Source organism: Streptomyces sp. TRM70350, from assembly GCF_019219825.1.
In the GTDB taxonomy this organism is placed as follows: domain Bacteria; phylum Actinomycetota; class Actinomycetes; order Streptomycetales; family Streptomycetaceae; genus Streptomyces.
Genome location: NZ_JAHUXH010000005.1, coordinates 314,788 through 336,078 on the forward strand (window position 1 = coordinate 314,788; position 21,291 = coordinate 336,078).

The following is a 21,291-nucleotide window of genomic DNA, read 5'->3' on the forward strand; positions in this document are numbered from 1 at the left end:
ACGTTCCGAATCCGACCCTCACAGGTTCCGAACCCCTCACGTGGAGAAAACGATCATGAGTACGTCGACCCTGGAAGACGAGATCCGCGAGTTCGTCCTGACCGCGGTCATCGACGAGATGAACGTCCTGCTGAGCCGCGACGGCATCACGGACGACAGCCCGATGACCGTCGGCGGGCTGGAAGTGGACTCACTGAGCCTGATCGAGCTGTCGATGCGGCTGGAGTCGCGGTTCGGCGTGGAGATACCGGACACCGAGATCGAGCCGCTGGCCACCCTGACCCTCGGCGGACTCGTCGCCGAGGTGATCCGTCGCGGTGCGAAGGCATGAGCACGGCAACCTTCACCATCGACTCCGTCCGGGAACTGCTGTCGGACCGGAACGTCTTCCCGGGACTGCCCGACGACCTGGGCGAGGACGCCGAACTGGTCCTGGACTCGCTCGGGTTGGTGTGGCTCCTGCACGTGATCGAGGAACGCTACGGCCTGGTCGTGGAGCCCAGTGACGAGGAGATCTCCGGGCTCACCTCACTGCGGCGGCTCACCGCGTACCTGCGTGCCGTCGAGGAAGGCGGCCCGCGATGAGCGGTGAGGTCACGGTGACCGGATTCGGGGTACGCACCGCTTTCGGCACCGGCGCCGACGCCCTGCGGCGCGGGGTCTTCGCGGGAGTCCCCGCCTTCGCCCCCACCACCAGGTTCGACACCGGCCCGTACCGTACGCCGATGGCGGCCGCGGCTCCCGACGGCCCGGACGCGGTCGAGCACTGGGCACTGCGCCACGCGCTCGCCGAGTGCGGTACGCAGGCCCTCGACATGGCGGGGCTGCGCCCGGGCACCCGGGCGGCGGTCCTGCTCGGCGTGGCGGGCGACCACACGAGCGTCACGCGGTACTGGCGTGCCGCCGCCGACACCGACACGGACGCGGACACGGACGCGGACACGGTCACGGACACGGACACCGACGAGGGCGCGGACGCGGGCCCCACCGTTGTCCGGGCTGCCGACGCCGTGCCCGCCCAGCTCGCCGAACTGCTCGCCGTACGACTCGGGTTGACCGGGCCACGGCTGACCTTCACCAACGCCTGTGTCGCCTCCGCCGCCGCGATCATCCACGGCTGCCGGCTGATCTCCTCCGGGCGGACCGACGTAGCGGTGTGCGCCGGCGGTTACCTGGTGGAGGAGGAGACCTTCGGGAAGTTCGACTCCGGGCGGGCTCTGTCCAGGGACGGCATGGTGCGCCCGTTCAGCGCCGACCGCAGCGGGCTGCTGCTGGGCGACGGGGTCGCGGCCGTCGTACTGGAGTCCGCCGAGCACACCCGGCGCCGGGGTGGCCGGCCGCTGGCCTCGGTGGTGGGCTGGGGCGCGGCCACGGACGCCCACCACATCGCCCAACCGCACCCGGAGGGCGCCGGGTTGGCGCGGGCGGCGCGGCAGGCACTGCGGCTCGCCGGCGATCCGGACGCGGCGGCTCTCGACTACGTCAATGCCCATGGCACCGGCACCAAGTACAACGACGGCGCCGAGACCCGCGGGCTGCGCGCCGCCTTCCCGGACCGGGCGGAGTCGATTCCGGTCAGCTCCACCAAGAGCACCACCGGCCACCTCCTGGAGGCGGCGGGCGTCGTGGAGTTCGTGATCACCCTGCTGGCCCTGACGGACGGCGTACTGCCGCCGACCGCCGGGTTCTCCGCGCCGGACCCGGAGTGCGACCTCGACTACGTGCCGAACCGGCCGCGCCGGGCCGACCTGCGCCGGGCTCTCACCGTCAACGCCGCGTTCGGCGGCGCCAACACCGCACTCGTGCTGGAGCGGCCGTGACGAAGACGAAGACGACTCCGATCGAGAAGACCGTGCTCCGAGCACCCCTCGGCATCCTCGCCACCGCCACCGCCACCCATGGCACCGGCCGGGACGACGACATCCCGCTGCCGAGGCTGCCCGGCTTCGTGGAGTCCGCGTTCAGCCCGCTGGCGTACGAGGTGAGCAGGCGGTGCCTGACCGAGCGGCCCGGTGGGGGCACCTCCCGGAGCGAAGCCGAGAGTGGGGGAGGCTCCCGCACCGCCGTGGCGCTGGCCAGTCTGCTGGGCGACACCACCACCGCCGACCTGGCCAGCCGGCGCATGGTGTCCGGCAAGGTCCACAACCCGCTGCTGTTCATGCAGGCCACGCCCAACTCCGTACTGGGCCACATCAGCCGGGAGTTCGGGATCACCGGGCAGATGTTCAGCATCTCCACCTTCGACGACCCGGTGACCGAGCTCCTGACCATGGCGGATCTGCTGCTGGAGGACCCGGAGCTGGACCGCGTCCTGGTGCTGGGCGTGGAGCTGGGCGGCAGCGAACGGCTGGCCGCCATGCACCGGGAACTGGCCGCGGGGTACCGGGAACCGGCCGCGGGCCATGACAGCGGTGCGGCCCCCGGCCTCCCCGCCTCCGCCGGTCTGGCGGCCGCGGTGCTGCTCGGCCGCTGCGGGGCCGGGGCGTCGGTGACGGTCCGGTCGGCGGAGACCCCCGGCCCCGACGCCGGGCCCATCGACCGTCCCGGCGGTATCCAGCGCCTGTTCGACCTGGCCGCCGCCCACCGGCGGCTGCTGCGGGACGGCGGGAACCTGCTCCTGCCCGGCCCCGCCGCGTTCGTCCTCACCGCCGATACCGCCGACACCGCTGATACCACCGACGATACGGAGACCCATGCTCATCAGTAGGCAGGAGCGGGCGCGGATCTGCTCCGACACCGAACTGGGCGCCGGCAACGTCCTGGAGCGCCTGAGGGCGTACGGCCGCCCGCTCGACGAACCCGTACTGCGGACGGACGCCACCTGGCAGGCGCCCGACGGCAGCCGCCCCGAGGTGCTGACGCTGGGCCGGCTGTGCGAGGCGGTCGAGACGTACGCGGGCTGGTACGCGGCCCACGGTGTACGTCCCCGCGACCCGGTCGCCATCCACTCCCACTCCAGCGCCGAGTTCGCGGTGAACTTCCTGGCGCTGACGTCCCTCGGCGCGATCCCGTCGTTCGTCAACGGCAATCTCGCCCCGGAGACGGCACGCGCGTACGTACTCCGGCAGGGCGCGGTCGGCGCGTTCACGGACGAGGCCCACCGGGAGGTGCTCGCGGACTCCGCGCTCGGGCTCGGCTTCCACGTCACCGCCGCCGACATCCGCCCGGAGCACCGCGCGTCGCTGCCGCCGTCGTACCCGTACCGGCACGACGCGACCGACCCGGTGCTCATCTCGCACTCCTCCGGCACCACCGGTATGCCCAAGGGCGTACCGCACACCCACCGGACCCTGATGTACGCGCAGCTGCACCGGCTGCGCTACTCCACCGGGACCGACATGGAGCGGACCCTGGTGGGACTGCCGGGCGCGCACAACGCCATGGTGGCGACGCTGCTGTACTGCCTGCTGCTGCGCACCGACATCAAGCTCCTGTCCAGCCAGCGCGGCGCAGACGTGCTCGACGCCGTCGAGGAGTTCCGGCCGACCACCGTGCTGGCCTTCGCCGGGACGTTCGGCGAGATGGCCGCCGAGGACCTGACGAGGCGTGACCTGTCCAGCGTGCAGGTGTGGTTCAACACGGGGGACGCAGCGCACGAGGCGCACATCCGTGCCCTGGTGGAACACGGCAGTCACGAGAAGATCGGCCGGGACCTGCGCCGCGTACGAGTGGACGGCTCGGTCTTCGTGGACGGGCTCGGCTCGTCGGAGGCCGGCTACTCCGTCTTCCACAACCGGCACACCAAGGACACCTCGGCCTACTCGCGCTGCGTCGGCAGGCCGATCAGCTTCGCCGAGGCCGCCGTGCTCGCCGAGGACGGCACCCCGCTGCCGCCGGGGCGGATCGGCCGTCTCGGCCTGAAGTCGCCGACACTCACGCCCGGTTACTGGAACGACTCGCTGACCTGGAACCGGATGCGGCTCGGCGGCTACTGGCTCACCGGGGACCTCGCCCACCAGGACGAGGACGGCAACTTCTACCACCTCGACCGGGCACCGGATGCCATCCGCACCCGGGGCGGCATCGTCTTCAGCACCCGCACCGAGGAACTCCTGCTCGCCGAGCTGCCCGAGCTGGCCGACTGCACGGTGGTCGGGATCGCCCCGGACGGGGTACGGGCGGACTGGGACGGCGACGGAGAGGCCGAGGCGTACGCGCTGCTCCAACTCTCGGACGAGACGGGCGAAGGCGGCGACGAGACGTGGACCGGGCGCGTCAACTCGGTGCTGACCGCCGCCGGACTCCCTCCGGTGCACCGTGCCCTGCGGATGAAGCCCGACGACGTGGCCAAGGGCGCCACCGGCAAGGTTCTCAAACGAGTGATGCGCGACAGGTTCGCCGCCGAGGAGCAGCACGCATGAGCACGAACACGACCGGCGGCGACGGCGTCAACCACCGCGCCCGGGCGAGCGAGGCCTACCGGCTGTGGTGGCAGCACGACGCCCACTGGTACCAGGGGGTGGCCGCGCGGTTCGGGCAGGAGGCCGCGAACGAGATCAACGCCGAGGCGCTGCGCAAGATCGCCCTGCACGTCGCACAGCGCGTGGGCCGCCTGGCCGGTCCGCTCCCCGGCACCGGTGACACCCGCAAGGACCTGGAGGAACTGCGCCGCCGCTACGACGACTGCGGTGACCGGATGTTCCCGCCGGAGCTGCGCAACGCCTCCACCGAGGTGGAGGGCGACGACCTGATCGTGCTCACCCTGAAGCGGAACTTCGCCATCACCATGGTGCGGATGGCCGGTTCGCTGGAGGGCTACCGCTGCCCGTGCACGGACATCCACGCGGGCTGGTCGGAGGGCCTCGGCGTGACCCTCACGGAGAACAGGGCCGAGAGCTGTCTGCGGGACGGCGACACGGCGTGCCGTCTGCTGATGCGGGTCGCCACGCCGGTCTCCGCCGGTGGGGAGGGCTGACGTATGCGCGTGCTGGTCGCCGGGGCCACCGGCGTGGTCGGACGTCCGCTGGTGGGCGCGCTGCGGGCGCGGGGCCACGAGGTGAGCGCACTGGTGCGGGACGAGTCGCGGGCCCCGGAGGCGGACCGGGTCGTGGTCGCCGACGCCCTCGACCGCACGGCCGTGCTGGCGGCGGTGTCGGCCGCCCGGCCCGAGGTGGTCGTGCACCAGCTGTCGGCGCTGCGGCTGCTGCGCGAGGACCCTCCGGGCGCCTTCGCGCAGACCGCGCGGCTGCGCACGGAGGGCACCGCCAACCTGGTCGAGGCGGCCCGCGCGGCCGGGGCGCGGCGGCTGGTCGCGCAGTCCATCGCCTTCGCCGCCGCGCCGGCAGGGCCGCCGGTCCTCGACGAGGACGCGCCGCTGTACGTGGACGCCCCGGACGCCGGCTGGGCCGCCACCGTGCGTGCCGTCGCCGAGCTGGAGCGGCTGGTCTCGGGGAGCGGCCTCGCGGGGGCGGTACTGCGGTACGGCACGCTGTACGGCCCCGGGACCGCGTACGCCCGGGACGGCGGGACCGGGCAGCGGGTGCTGGGCGGGAAGTTCCCGCTGCCGGAGGGCGGCGCCGGAGTCACGTCGTTCCTGCACGTGGACGACGCGGTGGAGGCAGCCGTCGCGGCCGTCGGATCCGAGGCGACCGGCCGCTTCCATGTGACGGACGACGAGCCGGCCCCGGCCGCACAGTGGCTCCCGCACTACGCGCGTGCGCTCGGCGCCCCGCCCCCGCGCACCGTCCCGGCGGCACTCGCGCCCCGGCTGCTGGGCTGGTTCGTGGCCCACCAGCTGACCACGGCACGAGGCGCGGCGAACGACCGGGCCCGTACGGCACTGGGCTGGAAGCCCCTGCGGCCGAGCTGGCGCGACGGGCTGGGCGAGGAATGACCGGACCCGGCGACGCCCTCTCCGTCTGTGTGATCGGCGCCGGTCCGCGCGGGCTGTCCGTCCTGGAGCGGATCTGCGCCAACGCCGAAGGCACCGCCCGGCCGGTCGCGGTCCACCTGGTCGACCCGGACCCGCCCGGTCCGGGGGCGGTGTGGCGCACCGGCCAGCCGGGCGAGCTGCTGATGAACACGGTCGCCTCCCAGGTGACCCTGTTCACCGACGACAGCGTGGACTGCGCGGGGCCGTCGGCGCCGGGGCCCAGCCTCTACGCGTGGGCGCGCACGATCGGGCAGGACACCGGGGGCCACCCGCGCCAGGTCCTGGACGAGGCACGGCGGCTCGGTCCGGACTCCTGTCCGACCCGGGCGTTCCACGGCCACTACCTGGAGTGGGTGCTCCGGCATCTGGTGAGCACCGCGCCCGAGGAGGTGACGGTCCACACGCACCGGTCGACCGCGGTCGCGCTGGACGACACCCCCGACGGGCGGCAGACGGTGGCGCTGGCGGACGGCGGACGGCTGGCCGGGATGGACGCGGCGGGCCGGGCGCACCCGCGCCGGTTCGCGTTCGGGGTGCCGACGGAGGGGGTGCGCTGGGTGACGGCGGTCGGCGTACGGCCCGGCGTCGGCTCGGTGACGTTGGAGGACTCGGACGCGATCGCGCGGGCGGCGCTGCTGCTTCCGGAGGTCGAAGGTCCCTTGCCCGCCACTTCTCCGACTTCTCCGACTTCTCCGCCTTCTTCGCCTTCTTCGACTTCTTCGACTTCTTCGACTTCTTCGACGACACATCAGGTACGCGAGAGAGGGAGACGACGAGCGTGAACGCGCCGTCCGTAGGCACCGACGCGGGCCTGCTCGCCCCCACCTGGGCGGACACGCCGGCGGCTGCCGAGGTGACCGACGAAGCCTGGCTGCAGGCCATGCTGGACGCGGAGGTGGCGCTGGCCCGGGCCCAGTACGCCGTCGGCCGCACGCCCGCCGCCGCGGTGGCGGCGATCGCCTCGGCGGCCCGCGCGGACCAGTTGGACCCGGTCGCCCTCGCCCGCGCGGCCCGGGCCACGGCCAACCCGGTGGTCGCGCTGGTCACCGCGTTCACCGAGCTGGTCGCCGCCAAGGACCCGGCCGCGGCCGAGTACGTACACCGCGGATCGACCAGCCAGGACATCCTCGACTCGGCGGCCATGCTCGTCGCCCGCCGGGTGCTCGGCCTGATCGCCACCGACCTGGAACGCGTCCGCGCCGCCCTCGCCGCGCTGGCCGACACCCATCGCCACACCGTGCTGGCCGGGCGCACCCTGGCCCAGCACGCGGTACCCACCACTCTCGGCCTCAAGGCGGCGGGCTGGCTCCAGTTGGTCGCCGACGCCCTGGCCCGGGTACGGGCCGTCGCGTCCACGCTCCCGGCCCAGCTCGGCGGCGCGGCGGGCACGCTCGCCGCGTACGGAGAGTACGCGGTACTGGACGGCAGGAAGGACGAGGGCGGTACGGAGTTGCTCCGGCCGTTCGCGCGGGCGCTCGGGCTGGCCGAGCCGGTGATCCCCTGGCACACGGCGCGCACGCCCGTCGCCGACCTGGGGGCGGTGCTCCAGCTGGTCACCGGGGCGCTCGGGAAGTTCGCGCTCGATGTGCAGACGCTGTCCCGCACCGAGATCGGCGAGGTCTCCGAGCCCGCGGCGGCCGGACGCGGAGCGTCTTCGGCGATGCCGCAGAAGCGCAACCCCGTGCTCGCCACCCTGATCGTGTCCGCCGCCCGTCAGGTCCCCGCGCAGGCCCTCGTCCTGGCCCAGTGCATGCTCGCCGAGGACGAGCGGCCGGCCGGGGCGTGGCACGCCGAGTGGCAGCCGCTCCGGGAGGCGCTGCGGCTGGCGGGCGGCGCCGCGCACACCGCCGTGGAGCTCACGGAAGGGCTGGTCGTCCATCCGGAGCGGATGCTGGCCAATCTCGAACTGACCGGCGGCGCCGTCGTCGCCGAGCGCCTGACGGTGGCGCTCGCCCCGGCGCTCGGCAAGGCACGGGCGAAGACACTGATGACCGCCGCCACGGCCGAGGCGGCCGACACCGGGCGCCCGCTCGCCGAGGTGCTGTCCGAACACCCCGAACTGTCGGCCCGGTTCACCCCCGCCCGGTTGGCGGAACTCCTCGACCCGGCCGGCTACACGGGCGCGGCCGACGCGCTCGTCGACCGGGCGCTGCGCGGATACGGGGCCGTCGACGTCACCCCTGACTCCGGGGACCTCGGCCTCACCCCCCACCAGGAAGGCACGCGATGACGACCGTCAGCAGGACCGAGAAGCGGGCGTCGCCCACCCGCTCATGGCCCGTCCTCCTGGTCGTCGTCTGCGCCCAGATGCTGATCTGGCTGGACACCTCGATCCTCAACGTCGCGGTCACCACGCTGGCCGACCCGGCCGAGGGCCTGGGCGCGACCCCCGCCGAACTGGAGTGGGTGGCGAGCGCCTACACGCTGGTCTTCGCCGGTGCCCTCTTCGCGGGCGGCGCGCTCGCGGACCGCTTCGGCCCCCGGGCCACCCTCCTCGCCGGTCTGGCGCTGTTCGGCGCCGCCTCCGCGGCCGGCGCGTTCGCACCGGACCCGGGCCGGCTGATCGTGGCGCGGGCCTTCATGGGCGCGGGCAGCGCGCTGCTGATGCCCGCGACCCTGTCGGTCATCGTGCAGAGCACCCCGGAGGAGAAACGCACCCGGGCCATCGCGATCTGGAGTTCGTCCAGCGGTCTGGGTGTGGCGGTCGGCCCGGTCGTGGGCGGGGTTCTGCTCGAACACTTCTGGTGGGGGTCGGTGTTCCTGGCCAACGTGCCGATCGTGGCCCTGTGTCTGGCCGGGGTGGTGGCCGTGGTGCCCGCGCTGAAGGGCCCCGGGCGCAGGGTGCTCGACCTGCCCGGCCTCGCCCTGTCCGTGCTCGGCCTGGGCGGAGTGGTCTACGGCATCATCGAGCTCGGCAGCGGACGGACCTGGTACGACGCACACGTCCTCCTGCCGCTCGTCCTGGGCGGCGCCCTGCTCGCCGTCTTCGTGGCCGGTCAGCGCAGATCCCCGGCGCCCAGCCTGGACCTGCGGCTCTTCCGGCAGCCCGGGTTCACGGCCGGGAGCGTGGTGCTGCTGATCGCGTTCATGGCCCTGGCAGGGCATCTGTTCTACGCGGCCTTCTACCTCCAGGGCCCCCGCGGACTCTCCCCCGCCGAGGCCGGAACGGTGATGATCGCCGCCGCGGTCGGCATCGTCCTGGGCAGCCAGGCGTCCCCGGCGATGAGCAGGCTGCTGTCGGCCCGTTGGACGATCGCGGCCGGCGTCCTGGCCACGGCTGCCACGTACGCCGCCTATCTGTGGTTCGACGAACGGACGCCCCTCGCGGTCGTCGCCGCCCTGCTGTGGGTGCAGGGCTTCGGCATGGGCCTGGTCGGCACACCGGTCACGGCCGTGATGATGCGCGGGGTGCCGCCGCAGCTCTCGGGCGCCGGATCGGCCGTCAACAGCGTCACACGGCAGGTCGGCGGCACGCTCGGGGTGGCGATGGCGGGCTCGATCCTCTCCGCCGTCTACCGGGACCGCATGGCGGACGCCGCCCTGCCCGTCGGTCCGCAGGGGCTGTCGGCGGATACGGCGGCACAGGCCCGGACCTCGGCCGAGTCGGCCCGCTCGCTGGCCGGCTCGCTACGGCTGCCGGAGCTGGCCGCCACGGCCGACCGCGCCTTCCTGGACGCCATGTACGCGGCCACGTTCTGGACCGCCGTACTGGCCTTCGCCGGGTTCGTCGTGGCCGTCGTGGGGTTGCGCGCACAGAACGGCACGAGCACGAGAGGAAGGGACTGAAATGGCGGAAACGGGAGAACGGGCCGACGCCCGCTCGGTCTTCGTGACCGGCGGGAACAGGGGAATCGGGCTGGCCATAGCCCGCCGCTTCGCGGCGGCGGGAGACCGGGTCTCGGTGACCTGGCGCGGTGATCGGCCACCTGCCGACGAGAACCTCCTCGCGGTGCGGTGCGACGTGACGGACGACGGGCAGGTGGACCAGGCCTTCAAGGAGGCCGAGGCAGCCCACGGCCCGGTCACCGTACTGGTCGCGAACGCGGGCGTCACCCACGACCGGCTGCTCCTGCAGATGAGTGAGGAGGACTTCACCTCCGTCATCGACACCAACCTCACGGGCGCCTTCCGGGTCGCCCGCCGCGCGGTGCGCGGGATGCTCGCGCAGGGTCACGGCCGTATCGTGCTGGTCTCCTCCACGGCGGCCCTGCAAGGCGCCGCCGGGCAGTCCAGCTACGCCGCGTCGAAGGCGGGGCTGGTCGGTTTCGCCCGCTCGCTGACCCACGAACTCGGCCCCCGTGACATCACCTGCAACGTGGTGGCGCCCGGCCTGACCGAAACGGACATGACCCGCGCGCTCACCGAGGAGCAGCGCCGACACCTGCTCGGCCGCACCCCGGCCGGCCGCCCGGCCCACCCCGACGAGGTCGCCGACGCGGTGGTGTTCCTGGCGGGTGCCGGTTATGTGAGGGGCGCCGTGATCCCGGTCGACGGAGGCGCTGGACTGGGCCACTGAGACGGTGGCCTCGGAGAGGCCCATGGCACACCCTCCATTGCGTTTTCGAGGGAGAGGGGTGATCACTCACGGGTGGGACGGGTGTGCCGCGGCGCCAACGCTGTTCTGATCCGGGGCCGTGAGGTGGAGGGGATGAGCGGGTGACATGGATATGTGTGCCGCCCGGCTGTTGGAGCGTCCGGTTCGTCACCGGTCCCCCGGCCCATGGCCGTCTGCAGGGCGATGATCTGCCATTCCTGGACTTCCGACCGGGACAGACCCGACCGCCCCTTCACGCCGTCGCGCCGCACCCTGCTGCGTGCCCTGGGAGCCCTGCCCGCCTCGGCGCTCGTGCTCGGCGAGCTGCCGGGCCTGCTGGGCACCGCCTCGGCCGCCGCGCCGCCGAGCGGGTCCGCCACCCGCTACACGATCGTGCCGTTCCTCAAGGACAACGACGGCACCGTGAACGTGTATCAGTCCGACGACGCCACCGACTTCCGGCTCGCCAAGGCCTCCGCGTACACCCCGCCCAGCAACCGCATCCGTGACGCCAGCATCCTCAAGCACACGGACGGCCTCTACTACATCACCTACACCAAGTGCATCTGGCCGCAGCAGGCCTGGTCCCGCGGGAACTCCACGGTGTGGCCGAGGCGTTCCAGGAGCGCGGTCACCGCCTGGCCGGTTCGGGGGAACATCGTGTCGTTGAAGCAGGTGATGAAGAGGGCTATGCGCATGGTGCTTCCTGGGGCGGGCCCGGGGATCCGGAGAGGGTGAGCCCGTAGGTCCGCACGGCGGTGCCGGTGAAGACCTCGTGGCGTTCCGCGCGGGTGAGCCGGGCCGTCAACTCACGCGTCAGGGACATGACTTCGGCATAGGAGGCGGCGAGCCGGCAGACGGGCCAGTCGGAGCCGTACATCACTCGCCCCGGGCCGAAGGCGTCCAGGACCGTGTCGGCGTACGGCGTGAAATCCTCGACGGTCCAGAAGTCCCAGTCGGCTTCGGTGACCATGCCGGAGAGTTTGCAGACGGTGTTGGGCAGCAGGGCGAGCCGCCGGACCTGCCCGGCCCAGGGCTCGAGATCACCGGAGGCGATGGGCGGCTTGCCCAGGTGGTCGAGGACGAACGTGAGGCCGGGCAGACGCTCGGCGGCATGGACGGCGGCCGCCAGTTGATGGGGCTTGACCACCAGGTCGTAGACGAGCCCTGACTCGGCGAGCGCGGACAGACCACGCAGGACGTCCGGGCGCAGCAGCCAGCGCGGATCGGGTTCACCCTGCACCTGGTGGCGGATGCCCACCAGGTACTCCCCACCGGGGCGCTCACGCAGTCCGGCAAGAGCGTCGGTGACATCGGGTGCGGTCAGGTCGGTCCAGCCGACGACCCCGGCGACCAGGTGGCTTCGGGCGGCGAGGTCCAGGAACTCCGGCGTCTCCTCCGGCACGGTGATCGTCTGCACCAGTACGGTGGCGGTGACGCCGGCGGCGCGGGCCTCCGGCTCCAGTTCGTGGAGGCCGAAGTCGCGGCGCAGCGGGGCGAGTTCAGGGCCGGTGATCCAGTCCTGGTCACGGACGGACAGGTCCCAGACGTGGTGGTGGGCGTCGACGACGCCCGGTTCCGGGAGGGGCGCGCTCACAGCTGCCACACCACCGGCAGTGAGGCGTCCGCGCCCTCGGCGGAGTAGTCGTGCACCACGTCCAGCAGGTCCGCCATCCGCGCCTGCCAGGCGATGTTGACCGGCAGCTTCTCGAGTTCGGCGATCACCGCCGGGTAGTCGTCGGCCTCCAGCACATGGAACAGGTCGGTTCCACTGCGCCAGATCGTCCACTCGCTCACCCCCGCGGCACGGATGGCGGCGGTCAGCGCCTCGGGGACCTCCCGGTGCGCCGCCTCGTACTCCTCGACGCGGTCGGCGCGGACCTTGGTGTGCAGGGCGACCCTCATGACGGCTCCTCCGGCGACGTGGCTTCTGCGATCGGGGCGGATGCGGGGACGGGGGTGTCCGGGGCCAGCAGGCCCTCGGCGCGCAGGTCGTCCCATACGGCGTCCGGGATCGGGCGCCGCAGCTGTTCCACGGTGTCGCGCACCTCCTCGGCTGAACGGGCACCGGTCAGCACGCTCGCGACGGCGGGATGGCCGAAGGGGAAGCGCAGGGCGGCGGCGCGCAGGGGCAGACCATGGCGCTCGGTGACCGCCAGCAGGCGCAGCGCCCGGTCGAGCACCGGCTGCGGCGCGGGCGCGTAGTCGTAGGTGGCGCCGGGCCTCGGGGCGGTGAGCAGGCCGGAATTGAAGACTCCGCCGATGACGACGCTCCGGCCGCGGGCGGCGGCCTCCGGCAGCAGCTGGGCGAGCCCTTCCTGTTCCAGCAGGGTGTAGCGGCCGGCCAGCAGCACCACGTCGATGTCGGTCTCGCGCAGGAAGCGGGCGGGCAGCGCGGACTGGTTCATTCCGACGCCGATCGCGCCCACCACTCCTTCGGTGCGCAACCGCTCCAGTGCCGGGTACGCCTCGCGCAGGGCCTGCTCGGCGTGGTCGTCCGGGTCGTGCAGCAGGGCCACGTCGATCCGGTCGAGGCCGAGGCGGTCCAGGCTTGCTTCGAGGGAGCGCAGCACTCCGTCGGCGCTGAAGTCCCAGACGCGGCGGTGGGAGGCGGGGACGGCGAAGCCGTTCGCGAGGTCGTCGCCGTGGCCGTCGTCCTTGTTCGGCACGAGGAGCCGGCCGACCTTGGTGGAGACGGTGTACGTGCCCCGGGGGCGCCCGCGCAGCGCGGCGCCCAGCCGCCGCTCCGACAGGCCGAGCCCGTAGTGGGGCGCGGTGTCGAAGGTGCGGATGCCGGCGTCCCAGGCCGCTTCCACGGTGGCGAGGGCGGCGGCGTCGGTGACCGGGTGGTAGAGGTTTCCGATTCCGGCACAGCCCAGCGCCAGTTCCGAGACACGCACCGTGCTGCCGCCCAGCCTCGTCGTCCTCACGGCCGGGCCGCCGGACGCAACCGCAGCCCCTGCATACCGCCGTCCACCGCGAGTGCGGTCCCGGTCACACTGGCCGCCGCGGGACCGGCGAGGTAGACGATGGCGGCGGCCACCTCGTCGGCGGTGACCAGCCGGCCCATGGGCTGACGTGCGTTGAGGGCGGCGCGTTCGGCCTCGGGGTCGTCGGCGGCGTCCAGCAGCCGGGTCACCCAGGGGGTGTCGGCGGTGCCGGGGTTGACGCAGTTGACGCGGATGCCCTCGCGGACGTGGTCGGCGGCCATGGCCAGGGTGAGGGACAGCACGGCGCCCTTGCTGGCGGAGTACAGGGCGCGCTGCGGCAGTCCCGCGGTGGCGGCGATGGAGCAGGTGTTGACGACGGCCGCGGTGCCCGGACGGGCAGTGGCAGCGCGGCGCAGATGGGGCAGGGCGGCCCGGGTGGTGCGGACGATGCCGAGGACGTTGACGTCCAGGACGCGGTGCCACTGTTCGTCGGGGTTGTCCTCCACGGTGCCCGCGGCGCCGATGCCCGCGTTGTTGACGAGGATGTCGATGCCGCCGAGCCGCGTGGCAGCGGCCTCCACGGCAGCGCGTACCGAGGGGTCGTCGCTGACGTCGGCCACGAAGCCGAGCAGCGGTTCGGGCACACCGGCGGGTTCGAGGTCGAGCACGGCCACCGCCGCGCCCTGTGCGGCCAGCGCGCGGGCCGTGGCGAGGCCGATGCCGGAGGCGCCGCCGGTGACGACGGCCCGGAGCCCTGAGAGGTCGGTGCTCATGCCGCGTCCTCCTGTCCGGCGGCGTCGGCCTGTCCGGCGGCGTCGGCGGTGTCGGGGCGTTCGGCGGTGTCGGCCTGTCCGGCGGCGTCGGCGGTGTCGGCACGATCGGCGACCCAGAACGTCCCGTCCGGGTAGGTGTAGGCGGCGATGGAGTCCTCCCGCATGGTGGCGGAGAAGCCGGGGGCGAGCGGCGCCGTGTAGTGGCCTTCACGCATCACCACGGGCGCGGTGAAGTGCTGATGGAGGTGGTCGACGTACTCGATGACCCGGTTCTCGGTGGTGCCGGACAGCGCCAGGTAGTCGAACATCGACAGGTGCTGCACCAGCTCGCACAGCCCCACTCCGCCGGCGTGGGGGCACACCGGCACCCCGAACTTCGCGGCGAGCAGCAGGATCGCCAGGTTCTCGTTGACCCCGCCGACCCGGGTCGCGTCGATCTGGAGGACGTCGATGGCGCCGGCCTGGAGGAGCTGCTTGAAGACGACGCGGTTCTGCACGTGCTCGCCGGTGGCCACCTTCACGGGGGTGACCGCCTTCCGTACGGCCGCGTGTCCGAGGACGTCGTCGGGGCTGGTCGGCTCCTCGATCCAGTACGGCTCGAACTCGGCGAGCGCCCTGGTCCACTCGATCGCCTCCGCCACGTTCCACCGCTGGTTGGCGTCGATGGCGATGCGGATGCCGTCGCCGGCGGCGGCCCGGGCAGCGCGCAGCCGCCGGACGTCGTCGTCCAGGTCGGCGCCGACCTTGAGCTTGATCTGGGTGAAGCCGTCGGCGACGGCCTGCTTGGCCAGCCGGGTGAGCTTGTCCTCGGAGTAGCCGAGCCAGCCGGGTGAGGTGGTGTACCCGGGATAGCCGCGCTCCAGCAGGATCGCCTCGCGTTCCGTGAGCCCCTTGCGGCCCTCGCGCAGCAGCTCCAGGGCGTCCTCGGGGGTGAGGGCGTCGGTGATGTAGCGGAAGTCGACCTGGGAGACCAGCCACTCGGGCTCGGCGTGGGCGAGCAGCTGCCACAGCGGCCTGCCCTCCCGTTTGGCGGCCAGGTCCCACACGGCGTTCACCACGGCGCCGATCGCCATGTGCATCACGCCCTTCTCGGGGCCGAGCCAGCGCAACTGGCTGTCCCCGACCAGGTCGCGGCTGAGCGAGCCCGGGTCGGCGCACAGCTCCGCCACGTCACGCCCCACCACGTGGGGCCGCAGTGCGTCGATCGCGGCGACCTGGACGTCGTTGCCGCGTCCGATGGTGAACGTGAAACCGTGGCCTTCCAGTCCGTCACCGGCGTCCGTGCGCAGCACCACGTAGGCGGCGGAGTAGTCGGGGTCCGGGTTCATCGCGTCGGAACCGTCCAGCTCCCGCGAGGTGGGGAAGCGGATGTCGTAGGTGTCGACGGCTGTGATCCGGGTGGCGATTGCAGTCAAGGGGGTGCCTTTCACGCTGGGGCGAAGGTCTGGCGCTGGCCGCCGAGCCCGTCGACGGAGAGTTCGACGGTGTCGCCGGGACGGAGGAAGGGGGTGCCGGGCAGGCCGAGGGCCACGCCCGCGGGCGTACCGGTGTTGATCACGTCGCCCGGCTCCAGAACCATGTACTGGCTCAGGTACGACACGATGTGGGCGACCGGGAAGATCATGTCGCTGGTGTGACCGTCCTGCCGCTTCACGCCGTTGACGCTCAGGTGCAGCCCGAGATTCTGGGGGTCGCCGACCTCGTCGGCGGTGACCAGCCACGGACCGAGCGGGTTGAAGGTCTCGCAGGACTTGCCGAGGTCCCACTGCGGCGAGTACTCCAGCTGGAACTCCCGCTCCGAGACGTCGTGGCTGACCGCGTACCCGGCGATCACGTCCCGCGCGGCCTCGGGTCCGTCGAGGTAGCGCGCCCGGCGGCCGATGACGACCGCCAGTTCGACCTCCCAGTCGGTCTTCACCGAGCCACGGGGAATCAGCACCTCGTCGTACGGTCCGACGACCGTGCCCGGGTCCTTCATGAACACCACGGGCCGCTCGGGAATCGCCGCGCCGGTCTCGGCGGCGTGGTCGCGGTAGTTCAGACCGATGCAGACGACCTTGCCGGGGCGGGCCACAGGTGCGCCGATCCGCAGGCCGTCCGCGTCCAGTTCGGGAAGTTCCCCGGTCGTGGCGGCGGCACGGGCCCTTTCGACACCGCCCGTGGCGAGGAAGGCGCCGTCGATGTCGAGGGCCACGGGAGACAGGTCCAGCAGCCGGCCGTCGTCGGTGCGGACGGCGGGCCGCTCCTCGCCGGGGGCGCCGACTCTCAGCAGTTTCACGGGGCAGCTCCGGGTGATTCGTCGGGGTGGTGGTCGGCCGAAACACAGCCGGCAGCCTGTGCGCCCGGGCCGGACGCGCAGAGGGCTTCTGTCGCCCGTCGACCAGTCATCGGATGTATCGCGGCATCGCGACTGTAGACGGAGGTACGCCTCACTGACAACGAGATAGCTCGGATGTATATCCCGCACGGTGACACTTCCACGTTGCGGTCCCGCCGCCACCTGCACCCTCACCTGCGCAGAGGGGCGTCACACAACTGACCCTCCGATGAATTCCGAGGCATGCTCATACGTCTGCCTCTCCGCCGGGAGCAGGCATGAGCGGCGTTCCCCACGGGGGCAGAGTGAGGCCGCAACCCGTCAGCAGGCACTCCGTCGCCCCTGCGGTCGCCCTGACCGGGGCAGCGCCGTTGCCGAATCGTGAGTTCCTTCGGCTCGTCGCGCCTCGCCCGAGACGGTGGAGAAAGTACAGGTAGACCTGGGTGGCGACGGCTGTCTCAACGTGTCGGGCCCGGTCCGCGGAGATCTGGGTCACCGGTGTCACGCACATCAGGCAGGGGGAACCCTTGTCGACTTCGGCGATGCCGTCGTAACGTCCTGGCGTCCGAGATACATCGGAGGAATGATCGGCGCTTTTCAGCGCGACCCGCAGCGCGACCGTCGAACCTCCGACACCTCGGCCACCGGCTGACCCTCATTTCCGTCCACATCGGGCGCGGTCCGCACCTGCCCCGTGCCGGAACCGACCTCTGCCCGGCAGGCGTACTCGCCGAGCCGACCGCCAAGCTCGACGCCCGCGGCATCGGCCGCCTCTTCGACAAGCTCCGCGACCTCCAGGAGCAGGGCGTCGCCTTCCTCTTCATCTCCCATCACCTGCAAGAGGTGTACGACCTCTGCCGCACGGTCACGGTCTACCGCGACGCGGCCCACATCCTCACCGCGCCCGTGGCCGAGCTCGGTCACCAGGCGCTGGTGGAGGCCATGACCGGCGAGTCCGCCGCCACGGGCACCGCCGCCGCGAGCACGGCCCGAGCCGTGGGGGCCGACTCCGCGCAACTGCTGGCGATCGAGGGCCTGACGCTGCCCGGCGCCTGTGCGGACCTCTCCCTCTCGGTGCGCTCGGGCGAAGTGGTGGGGCTCGCCGGTGCCGCGGCCAGTGGCAACGTGCAGGTGGGCGAGGCCGTCGCCGGTCTGCACCGCGCCGAGGAGGGCGGTATCTCGGTGGGCGGCAGGAGCGTGCGCACCGGCAGTGTGCCGTCGGCCCTCGCCGCCGGAGTCGGCCTGGTCCCCGAGGACCGTCATCTCCAGGGGCTGGTCAACAACCGCAGTGTGGCGGAGAACGCGACGCTGACCGTCACCGACCAGCTCGGCCCGTTCGGCACGGTGCTGCCGGCCCGCACCAGGGCCTTCGCCCGGCGCATGATCCGCGATCTCGACATCAAGACCCCGGGAGCCGCCACCCCGGTCTCCGCCCTGTCCGGCGGCAACCAGCAGAAGGTCGTCGTCGCCCGCGCCCTGGCCACCGACCCCCATGTCCTGGTGGCCATCCGCCCCACCAACGGCTGCTTGAGAGCCTCTCCTTCGCCGCCGACGTCTCCCAGGGACAAACCGCCCTGCAACTGCTCCAGGTACGCCGACTGCTCGAACCGCAGGCGACCGGACTGGCCGCCGCCCTGCTGCAGCCGGAGGATCTCCAGGACCTGCGTGAGACCCTCGACCGGTGCAGGTCGGCCACCACGGTCGACGAGTTCGTCGCTCATGACATCGCCTTCCACCTGCGGATCGTCGAAGCCATCGGCAACCTGGTGCTGTCCATGCTGCTGCGCGTGCTCTCCACCCGCACCCAGCGCGTACGCATCGTCCGCGGCAGCCGGACAAGTCATGCCCTGGACAACGCACACCAGGACCACGAGGAGATCCTCCGCGCGCTCCAAGCACGGGACGCACAACTGGCCGCCTCCGCCGCGACGGTCCACATCGCCGCCGTCGAGCAGTGGCTCGCGGCCAGCCTGAACGACGACTCACTGCGAGCGATCGACGGCTGACCTCCCGTCTCTCCACTGCCGGCGGTGCGGCAGCCGGTTCCCGGCAGCCGCACCGATCTGCCCACCGGTCTTCGCGCCCGCGCCCACACAGAGCTTGAGTGAAGCCCGTTTCACGCTGCAAGGCCGGTGGTCGCGGCTTCCTCGGAACGGCCGGCGCCCGCCCTTGGTTCATTTGCCGGCTTCGGGGCCGTACCACTGAAGCGCCTGGCCGGCGACGGCGGCGATGCACTCCAAGTCCCGGTCGCGGTGGAGCAGCTTCTGGGCGGGTCCGGCAACGGACTTCGGCGTCGACATCGAGGACGATGCGGCTGCCCAGGAAGCGCTGGACGGCGCAGCAGGCGACGAACAGGCGGATGCAACGGGCCCCCTACCGCCACCGATCGCGGGTCGAACGGGCCAGCAAGCTGTGGACGGCACTGGTCGAGACCAAGACCAACGGGAACGCCCTCAAAGCCGAACAGGTGCAGGCGTACATGGACATCGCCGCCCGCCGGGGCTACGAGGCCGTCATCACCCTGTCGAACGACGTCGCGCTGGAAGGCAGCCCGCTGGTCGACGTCAGGATCGACGGACGGCGTAAGCACAAGGTGGCCCTCTGGCACCTGTCCTGGGCCGAAGTGGCCCATGGCCCGTCACCAGTACTGAGGCTCGAAGGGAGCGCTGCCGTTCTCGCTGTAGTAGGCGCGCACCAACGAGATGCGGGCAACAGTACGGCCTTCTGCCACTGCCCGCCCCGCGGCCTTCCACGACGCGAAACTCCGCCGTTCTCGCTCGTACACCTCGACGCCCTCGAAACGGGGCGCGACATCCAGAAGGCGCAACGCCTCACTGTCCCGGACCAGCGTGACGACGAGACGGTCGTGCGTCCCCGCGTCACGGTACTCGTACCGTTCGGAGGCGGAACCCTCATCGGAGGGGAGCCGCGCCCGCATACCGATCCACCGGCCGTCGCCGAGCACCTCTCCCCATGCGTCGCCGACCGTCCGCAGGTCGCCGTCGAGGACGACGTACCGCTCCAGCCGCCACTGGCAGCTCAGCGGACCGGAGGGCTCCCCCTCGAAGGGAAGGTTGCGCAGGCAGCGGTCCGCGGCAGCGGCACCGAGCGGCCGCGGTGCGCCCGGAAGAACGCCGACGACCTCCTGCAGACGGTGTTCGGCCCGCGCCTTCGCCTGGCGGCTCGCCGTATCGACCTCAGCACTCCGCGACAGCAAGGCCATCGGCACCCCCGGCACCCGCACGTAGCCGAACGACCAGGCCGTGGCCAGGAAGACCATCAGCACAGCCACCACGATTGCCGTACCGGCCACACGATGCCGCCGCCGCTGGGGTGTCGCTGTTCTCGCCATACCCAGATCTTCACAAGCCCGCGTCACCGAACGGCTACGAACGTGTCCTCCGTCGGCACCTCGTACCGTCCGTGGCCGCTCAACCCCCTGGGTGCCGCCCTGCTTGCCGACCGCGAACCGCATCAGGGCGTGTCGTCTCCTGCCTGATCTTCCCCGTCTCGCTGATCACCCCGACCTTCAGCCCGGGCGTGGTGTGTGGGGCAGATCTTCCGTGCGTCGGCAACGCTTCCTTCGCCGGTCAGGTGTCGATGGCGGGTCGGCCGTCACGAGTGGCGTTGGCAAACGTCTCCTCGGACTCACCGTGCATCAAGCTGTCAATCGGTGAGGCCGGCCTTCTCACAGGCGGATGCGACTTTCGGCGTGCAGATCTGGTCGATCGTGTACATGCCGTCCTTGACCACGGTGTCCTTGACGTTGTCCACGGTCACCGGGATGGGGTCGAGCAGGACGGCGGGGATGTTCTTGGTGGTGGCCGTGTCCACCGTGGCCTCGGCGATTGCGTCGAGTTTCTCGCCGCGGCCCAGGGCGACTGCCATCTCCGCGGCCGCGTCGGCCTCGGCCTTGAAGGGCTTGTAGACGCTCATGTACTGCTCGCCCCTGATGATGCGCTGTACAGCCGCGAGGTCGGCGTCCTGGCCGGTGACGGGAGGCAGCGGCTCGACGCCGGCCACCTTGAGGGCGGAGATGACGCCGGAGGCGAGACCGTCGTTGGCGGCGTAGACGCCGTCGATGCTGTCGGCACCCAAGGCGGCGATGGCGCCGTCCATGTTGGTGTGGGCCTTCTCCCGGCTCCAGCCCTGGATGTCGTACGTCTTGCCGATCTTGACCTCACCCTTGAGCACGGACAGTGCGCCCTTCTTGAAGGCGACGTTGGTCGGGGAGGTCTGAGGACCGTTCATCATGACGATCTGGCCGCTGTCCGCCTTGTCTCCCAGGGCCTTGAGGAGCGCCTCGGCCTGAATCTTCCCGACCTGTTCGTTGTCGAAGGAGACGTAGGCGGAGATCGGGCCCTCGACGAGCCCGTCGTAGGCGACAACCGGGACGCCCGCGTCCTGTGCCCTCTCGACCGAGGAGTGGAGAGATCTGAAGTTCACGGCACTGAGGATCAGGACGTCGACACCCTTGTTGATCAAGTTCTCCGCCAGTTGTTTCTGGGTGGCCACGTCCCCCCCGGCGTTGGCGTACTCCATCGTGCAGTCTTCGCACAGCTCCTTGATCTTCTTTTCGATCAGGGGCTTGTCGAACGCATCCCAGCGAGTCTGGACGTTCTGGCTGAGCAGCAGGCCGATCGTGAAGCCGCCCTTGCCGGGGGCGGTCCCACCCGAGCCGGTGGATTCCCCGGCCTCGCCGCAGGCGGCCAGGGACACGGCCATGGCCAGCGACAATGCGGCTGCAGCAATGGCCGTACGGCCCCGACACACACTCATGGGGTGCTCCCTGGATCGTCCGAGAAACCCCTGACCGTCCACGCCGGCCACTCACTGTCAGGATAGGTCGGGCGGTGTGAAGCGGT

General features: G+C 72.0%; 19 protein-coding genes and 6 pseudogenes. 15 read left to right on the forward strand and 10 right to left on the reverse strand.

Translation table 11 applies throughout. From position 1 onward, the window contains the following. Positions 1-55: 55 nt before the first annotated feature. From KWI83_RS11145 to KWI83_RS11200, 12 genes and pseudogenes are all read left to right on the forward strand, one after another. Positions 56-331 (forward strand): acyl carrier protein, encoded by a 276-nt coding sequence (locus tag KWI83_RS11145; protein ID WP_218514144.1) that lies wholly within the window; start codon positions 56-58, stop codon positions 329-331. Next, complete coding sequence (locus KWI83_RS11150; protein WP_218514145.1) at positions 328-585, forward strand: acyl carrier protein; 258 nt, start codon at positions 328-330, stop codon at positions 583-585. Before KWI83_RS11145 ends, KWI83_RS11150 begins: the two co-directional genes overlap by 4 nt. Beyond that, positions 582-1,820: a beta-ketoacyl synthase gene (locus tag KWI83_RS11155; protein ID WP_218514146.1), complete on the forward strand. Its 1,239-nt coding sequence runs from the start codon at positions 582-584 to the stop codon at positions 1,818-1,820. Before KWI83_RS11150 ends, KWI83_RS11155 begins: the two co-directional genes overlap by 4 nt. Then, positions 1,817-2,707, forward strand: coding sequence for a hypothetical protein (locus KWI83_RS11160; RefSeq protein ID WP_218514147.1), 891 nt, complete (start codon positions 1,817-1,819; stop codon positions 2,705-2,707). The genes KWI83_RS11155 and KWI83_RS11160 overlap by 4 nt, the downstream gene beginning before the upstream one ends. Continuing rightward, a complete protein-coding gene (locus KWI83_RS11165; protein WP_218514148.1) occupies positions 2,694-4,361 on the forward strand; it encodes a class I adenylate-forming enzyme family protein in 1,668 nt (555 codons plus the stop codon). Before KWI83_RS11160 ends, KWI83_RS11165 begins: the two co-directional genes overlap by 14 nt. After that, on the forward strand, positions 4,358-4,915 hold the full coding sequence (locus tag KWI83_RS11170) for a hypothetical protein (protein WP_218514149.1): 558 nt from the start codon (positions 4,358-4,360) through the stop codon (positions 4,913-4,915). The genes KWI83_RS11165 and KWI83_RS11170 overlap by 4 nt, the downstream gene beginning before the upstream one ends. A 3-nt stretch (positions 4,916-4,918) precedes the next feature. Continuing rightward, positions 4,919-5,833, forward strand: a complete 915-nt coding sequence (locus KWI83_RS11175) for an NAD(P)-dependent oxidoreductase (RefSeq protein ID WP_218514150.1) — start codon at positions 4,919-4,921, stop codon at positions 5,831-5,833. Continuing rightward, positions 5,830-6,369: pseudogene (locus tag KWI83_RS11180) on the forward strand (FAD/NAD(P)-binding protein); the annotation flags it as partial. The gene KWI83_RS11175 and the pseudogene KWI83_RS11180, both read left to right, overlap by 4 nt. A gap of 281 nt (positions 6,370-6,650) precedes the next feature. Continuing rightward, positions 6,651-8,102: an adenylosuccinate lyase family protein gene (locus KWI83_RS11185; RefSeq protein ID WP_218514152.1), complete on the forward strand. Its 1,452-nt coding sequence runs from the start codon at positions 6,651-6,653 to the stop codon at positions 8,100-8,102. Then, a complete protein-coding gene (locus KWI83_RS11190; RefSeq protein WP_218514153.1) occupies positions 8,099-9,658 on the forward strand; it encodes an MFS transporter in 1,560 nt (519 codons plus the stop codon). The genes KWI83_RS11185 and KWI83_RS11190 overlap by 4 nt, the downstream gene beginning before the upstream one ends. A gap of 1 nt (position 9,659) precedes the next feature. Continuing rightward, on the forward strand, positions 9,660-10,388 hold the full coding sequence (gene fabG, locus KWI83_RS11195) for a 3-oxoacyl-ACP reductase FabG (protein ID WP_218514154.1): 729 nt from the start codon (positions 9,660-9,662) through the stop codon (positions 10,386-10,388). A gap of 222 nt (positions 10,389-10,610) precedes the next feature. Continuing rightward, a pseudogene (locus KWI83_RS11200) lies at positions 10,611-10,976 on the forward strand (arabinofuranosidase); the annotation flags it as partial. On the opposite strand, the pseudogene KWI83_RS11205 reads toward KWI83_RS11200, so the two are convergent. The 7 genes and pseudogenes from KWI83_RS11205 to KWI83_RS11235 all read right to left on the reverse strand — a co-directional run. Beyond that, positions 10,967-11,104 (reverse strand): annotated as a pseudogene (locus KWI83_RS11205) (heterodisulfide reductase-related iron-sulfur binding cluster); the annotation flags it as partial. The pseudogenes KWI83_RS11200 and KWI83_RS11205 overlap by 10 nt on opposite strands. Continuing rightward, positions 11,095-12,003, reverse strand: coding sequence for an amidohydrolase (locus KWI83_RS11210; RefSeq protein ID WP_218514155.1), 909 nt, complete (start codon positions 12,001-12,003; stop codon positions 11,095-11,097). The gene KWI83_RS11210 and the pseudogene KWI83_RS11205, both read right to left, overlap by 10 nt. After that, positions 12,000-12,311, reverse strand: coding sequence for an L-rhamnose mutarotase (locus tag KWI83_RS11215; RefSeq protein WP_218514156.1), 312 nt, complete (start codon positions 12,309-12,311; stop codon positions 12,000-12,002). Before KWI83_RS11215 ends, KWI83_RS11210 begins: the two co-directional genes overlap by 4 nt. Beyond that, the gene (locus KWI83_RS11220) at positions 12,308-13,336 is read right to left on the reverse strand and encodes an aldo/keto reductase (protein ID WP_218514157.1); all 1,029 of its coding nucleotides are present in this window, start codon (positions 13,334-13,336) and stop codon (positions 12,308-12,310) included. Before KWI83_RS11220 ends, KWI83_RS11215 begins: the two co-directional genes overlap by 4 nt. Then, on the reverse strand, positions 13,333-14,109 hold the full coding sequence (locus tag KWI83_RS11225) for an SDR family NAD(P)-dependent oxidoreductase (RefSeq protein ID WP_218514158.1): 777 nt from the start codon (positions 14,107-14,109) through the stop codon (positions 13,333-13,335). The genes KWI83_RS11220 and KWI83_RS11225 overlap by 4 nt, the downstream gene beginning before the upstream one ends. Further along, positions 14,106-15,524: an L-fuconate dehydratase gene (locus KWI83_RS11230; protein ID WP_218514159.1), complete on the reverse strand. Its 1,419-nt coding sequence runs from the start codon at positions 15,522-15,524 to the stop codon at positions 14,106-14,108. Before KWI83_RS11230 ends, KWI83_RS11225 begins: the two co-directional genes overlap by 4 nt. Positions 15,525-15,535: 11 nt before the next feature. Then, positions 15,536-16,387, reverse strand: a complete 852-nt coding sequence (locus KWI83_RS11235; protein ID WP_218514160.1) for a fumarylacetoacetate hydrolase family protein — start codon at positions 16,385-16,387, stop codon at positions 15,536-15,538. A 762-nt stretch (positions 16,388-17,149) separates the two neighbouring features. Here KWI83_RS11235 and KWI83_RS11240 point away from each other — a divergent pair. Together KWI83_RS11240 and KWI83_RS11245 are read left to right on the forward strand one after the other, a co-directional pair. Then, positions 17,150-17,950 (forward strand): annotated as a pseudogene (locus tag KWI83_RS11240) (ATP-binding cassette domain-containing protein); the annotation flags it as partial. Between the two features lie 113 nt (positions 17,951-18,063). Continuing rightward, entirely contained in the window at positions 18,064-18,432 is a 369-nt protein-coding gene (locus tag KWI83_RS11245) for a FadR/GntR family transcriptional regulator (RefSeq protein WP_256362123.1), read from the forward strand. 168 nt (positions 18,433-18,600) lie between these two features. Here KWI83_RS11245 and KWI83_RS38345 read toward each other — a convergent pair. After that, positions 18,601-18,687, reverse strand: a pseudogene (locus KWI83_RS38345) (VapC toxin family PIN domain ribonuclease); the annotation flags it as partial. Positions 18,688-18,815: 128 nt separating this feature from the next. Between KWI83_RS38345 and KWI83_RS38350 the strand changes: the two are divergent. Next, a pseudogene (locus KWI83_RS38350) lies at positions 18,816-19,088 on the forward strand (TerD family protein); the annotation flags it as partial. Here KWI83_RS38350 and KWI83_RS11250 read toward each other — a convergent pair. Further along, positions 19,065-19,778: a hypothetical protein gene (locus tag KWI83_RS11250; protein ID WP_218514161.1), complete on the reverse strand. Its 714-nt coding sequence runs from the start codon at positions 19,776-19,778 to the stop codon at positions 19,065-19,067. The pseudogene KWI83_RS38350 and the gene KWI83_RS11250 overlap by 24 nt on opposite strands. A 314-nt stretch (positions 19,779-20,092) precedes the next feature. After that, positions 20,093-21,205, reverse strand: coding sequence for a sugar ABC transporter substrate-binding protein (locus tag KWI83_RS11255; RefSeq protein WP_218514162.1), 1,113 nt, complete (start codon positions 21,203-21,205; stop codon positions 20,093-20,095). Between the last annotated feature and the right edge of the window lie 86 nt (positions 21,206-21,291).

What these genes read in the sequence shown, in the direction of transcription:
- KWI83_RS11145 (WP_218514144.1), top strand. Translation starts at nt 56, where the DNA reads ATGAGTACGTCGACCCTGGAAGACGAGATCCGCGAGTTCGTCCTGACC.
- KWI83_RS11150 (WP_218514145.1), top strand. Translation starts at nt 328, where the DNA reads ATGAGCACGGCAACCTTCACCATCGACTCCGTCCGGGAACTGCTGTCG.
- KWI83_RS11155 (WP_218514146.1), top strand. Translation starts at nt 582, where the DNA reads ATGAGCGGTGAGGTCACGGTGACCGGATTCGGGGTACGCACCGCTTTC.
- KWI83_RS11165 (WP_218514148.1), top strand. Translation starts at nt 2,694, where the DNA reads ATGCTCATCAGTAGGCAGGAGCGGGCGCGGATCTGCTCCGACACCGAA.
- KWI83_RS11170 (WP_218514149.1), top strand. Translation starts at nt 4,358, where the DNA reads ATGAGCACGAACACGACCGGCGGCGACGGCGTCAACCACCGCGCCCGG.
- KWI83_RS11175 (WP_218514150.1), top strand. Translation starts at nt 4,919, where the DNA reads ATGCGCGTGCTGGTCGCCGGGGCCACCGGCGTGGTCGGACGTCCGCTG.
- KWI83_RS11190 (WP_218514153.1), top strand. Translation starts at nt 8,099, where the DNA reads ATGACGACCGTCAGCAGGACCGAGAAGCGGGCGTCGCCCACCCGCTCA.
- fabG (WP_218514154.1), top strand. Translation starts at nt 9,660, where the DNA reads ATGGCGGAAACGGGAGAACGGGCCGACGCCCGCTCGGTCTTCGTGACC.
- KWI83_RS11215 (WP_218514156.1), bottom strand. Translation starts at nt 12,311, where the DNA reads ATGAGGGTCGCCCTGCACACCAAGGTCCGCGCCGACCGCGTCGAGGAG.
- KWI83_RS11225 (WP_218514158.1), bottom strand. Translation starts at nt 14,109, where the DNA reads ATGAGCACCGACCTCTCAGGGCTCCGGGCCGTCGTCACCGGCGGCGCC.
- KWI83_RS11250 (WP_218514161.1), bottom strand. Translation starts at nt 19,778, where the DNA reads ATGGCGAGAACAGCGACACCCCAGCGGCGGCGGCATCGTGTGGCCGGT.
- KWI83_RS11255 (WP_218514162.1), bottom strand. Translation starts at nt 21,205, where the DNA reads ATGAGTGTGTGTCGGGGCCGTACGGCCATTGCTGCAGCCGCATTGTCG.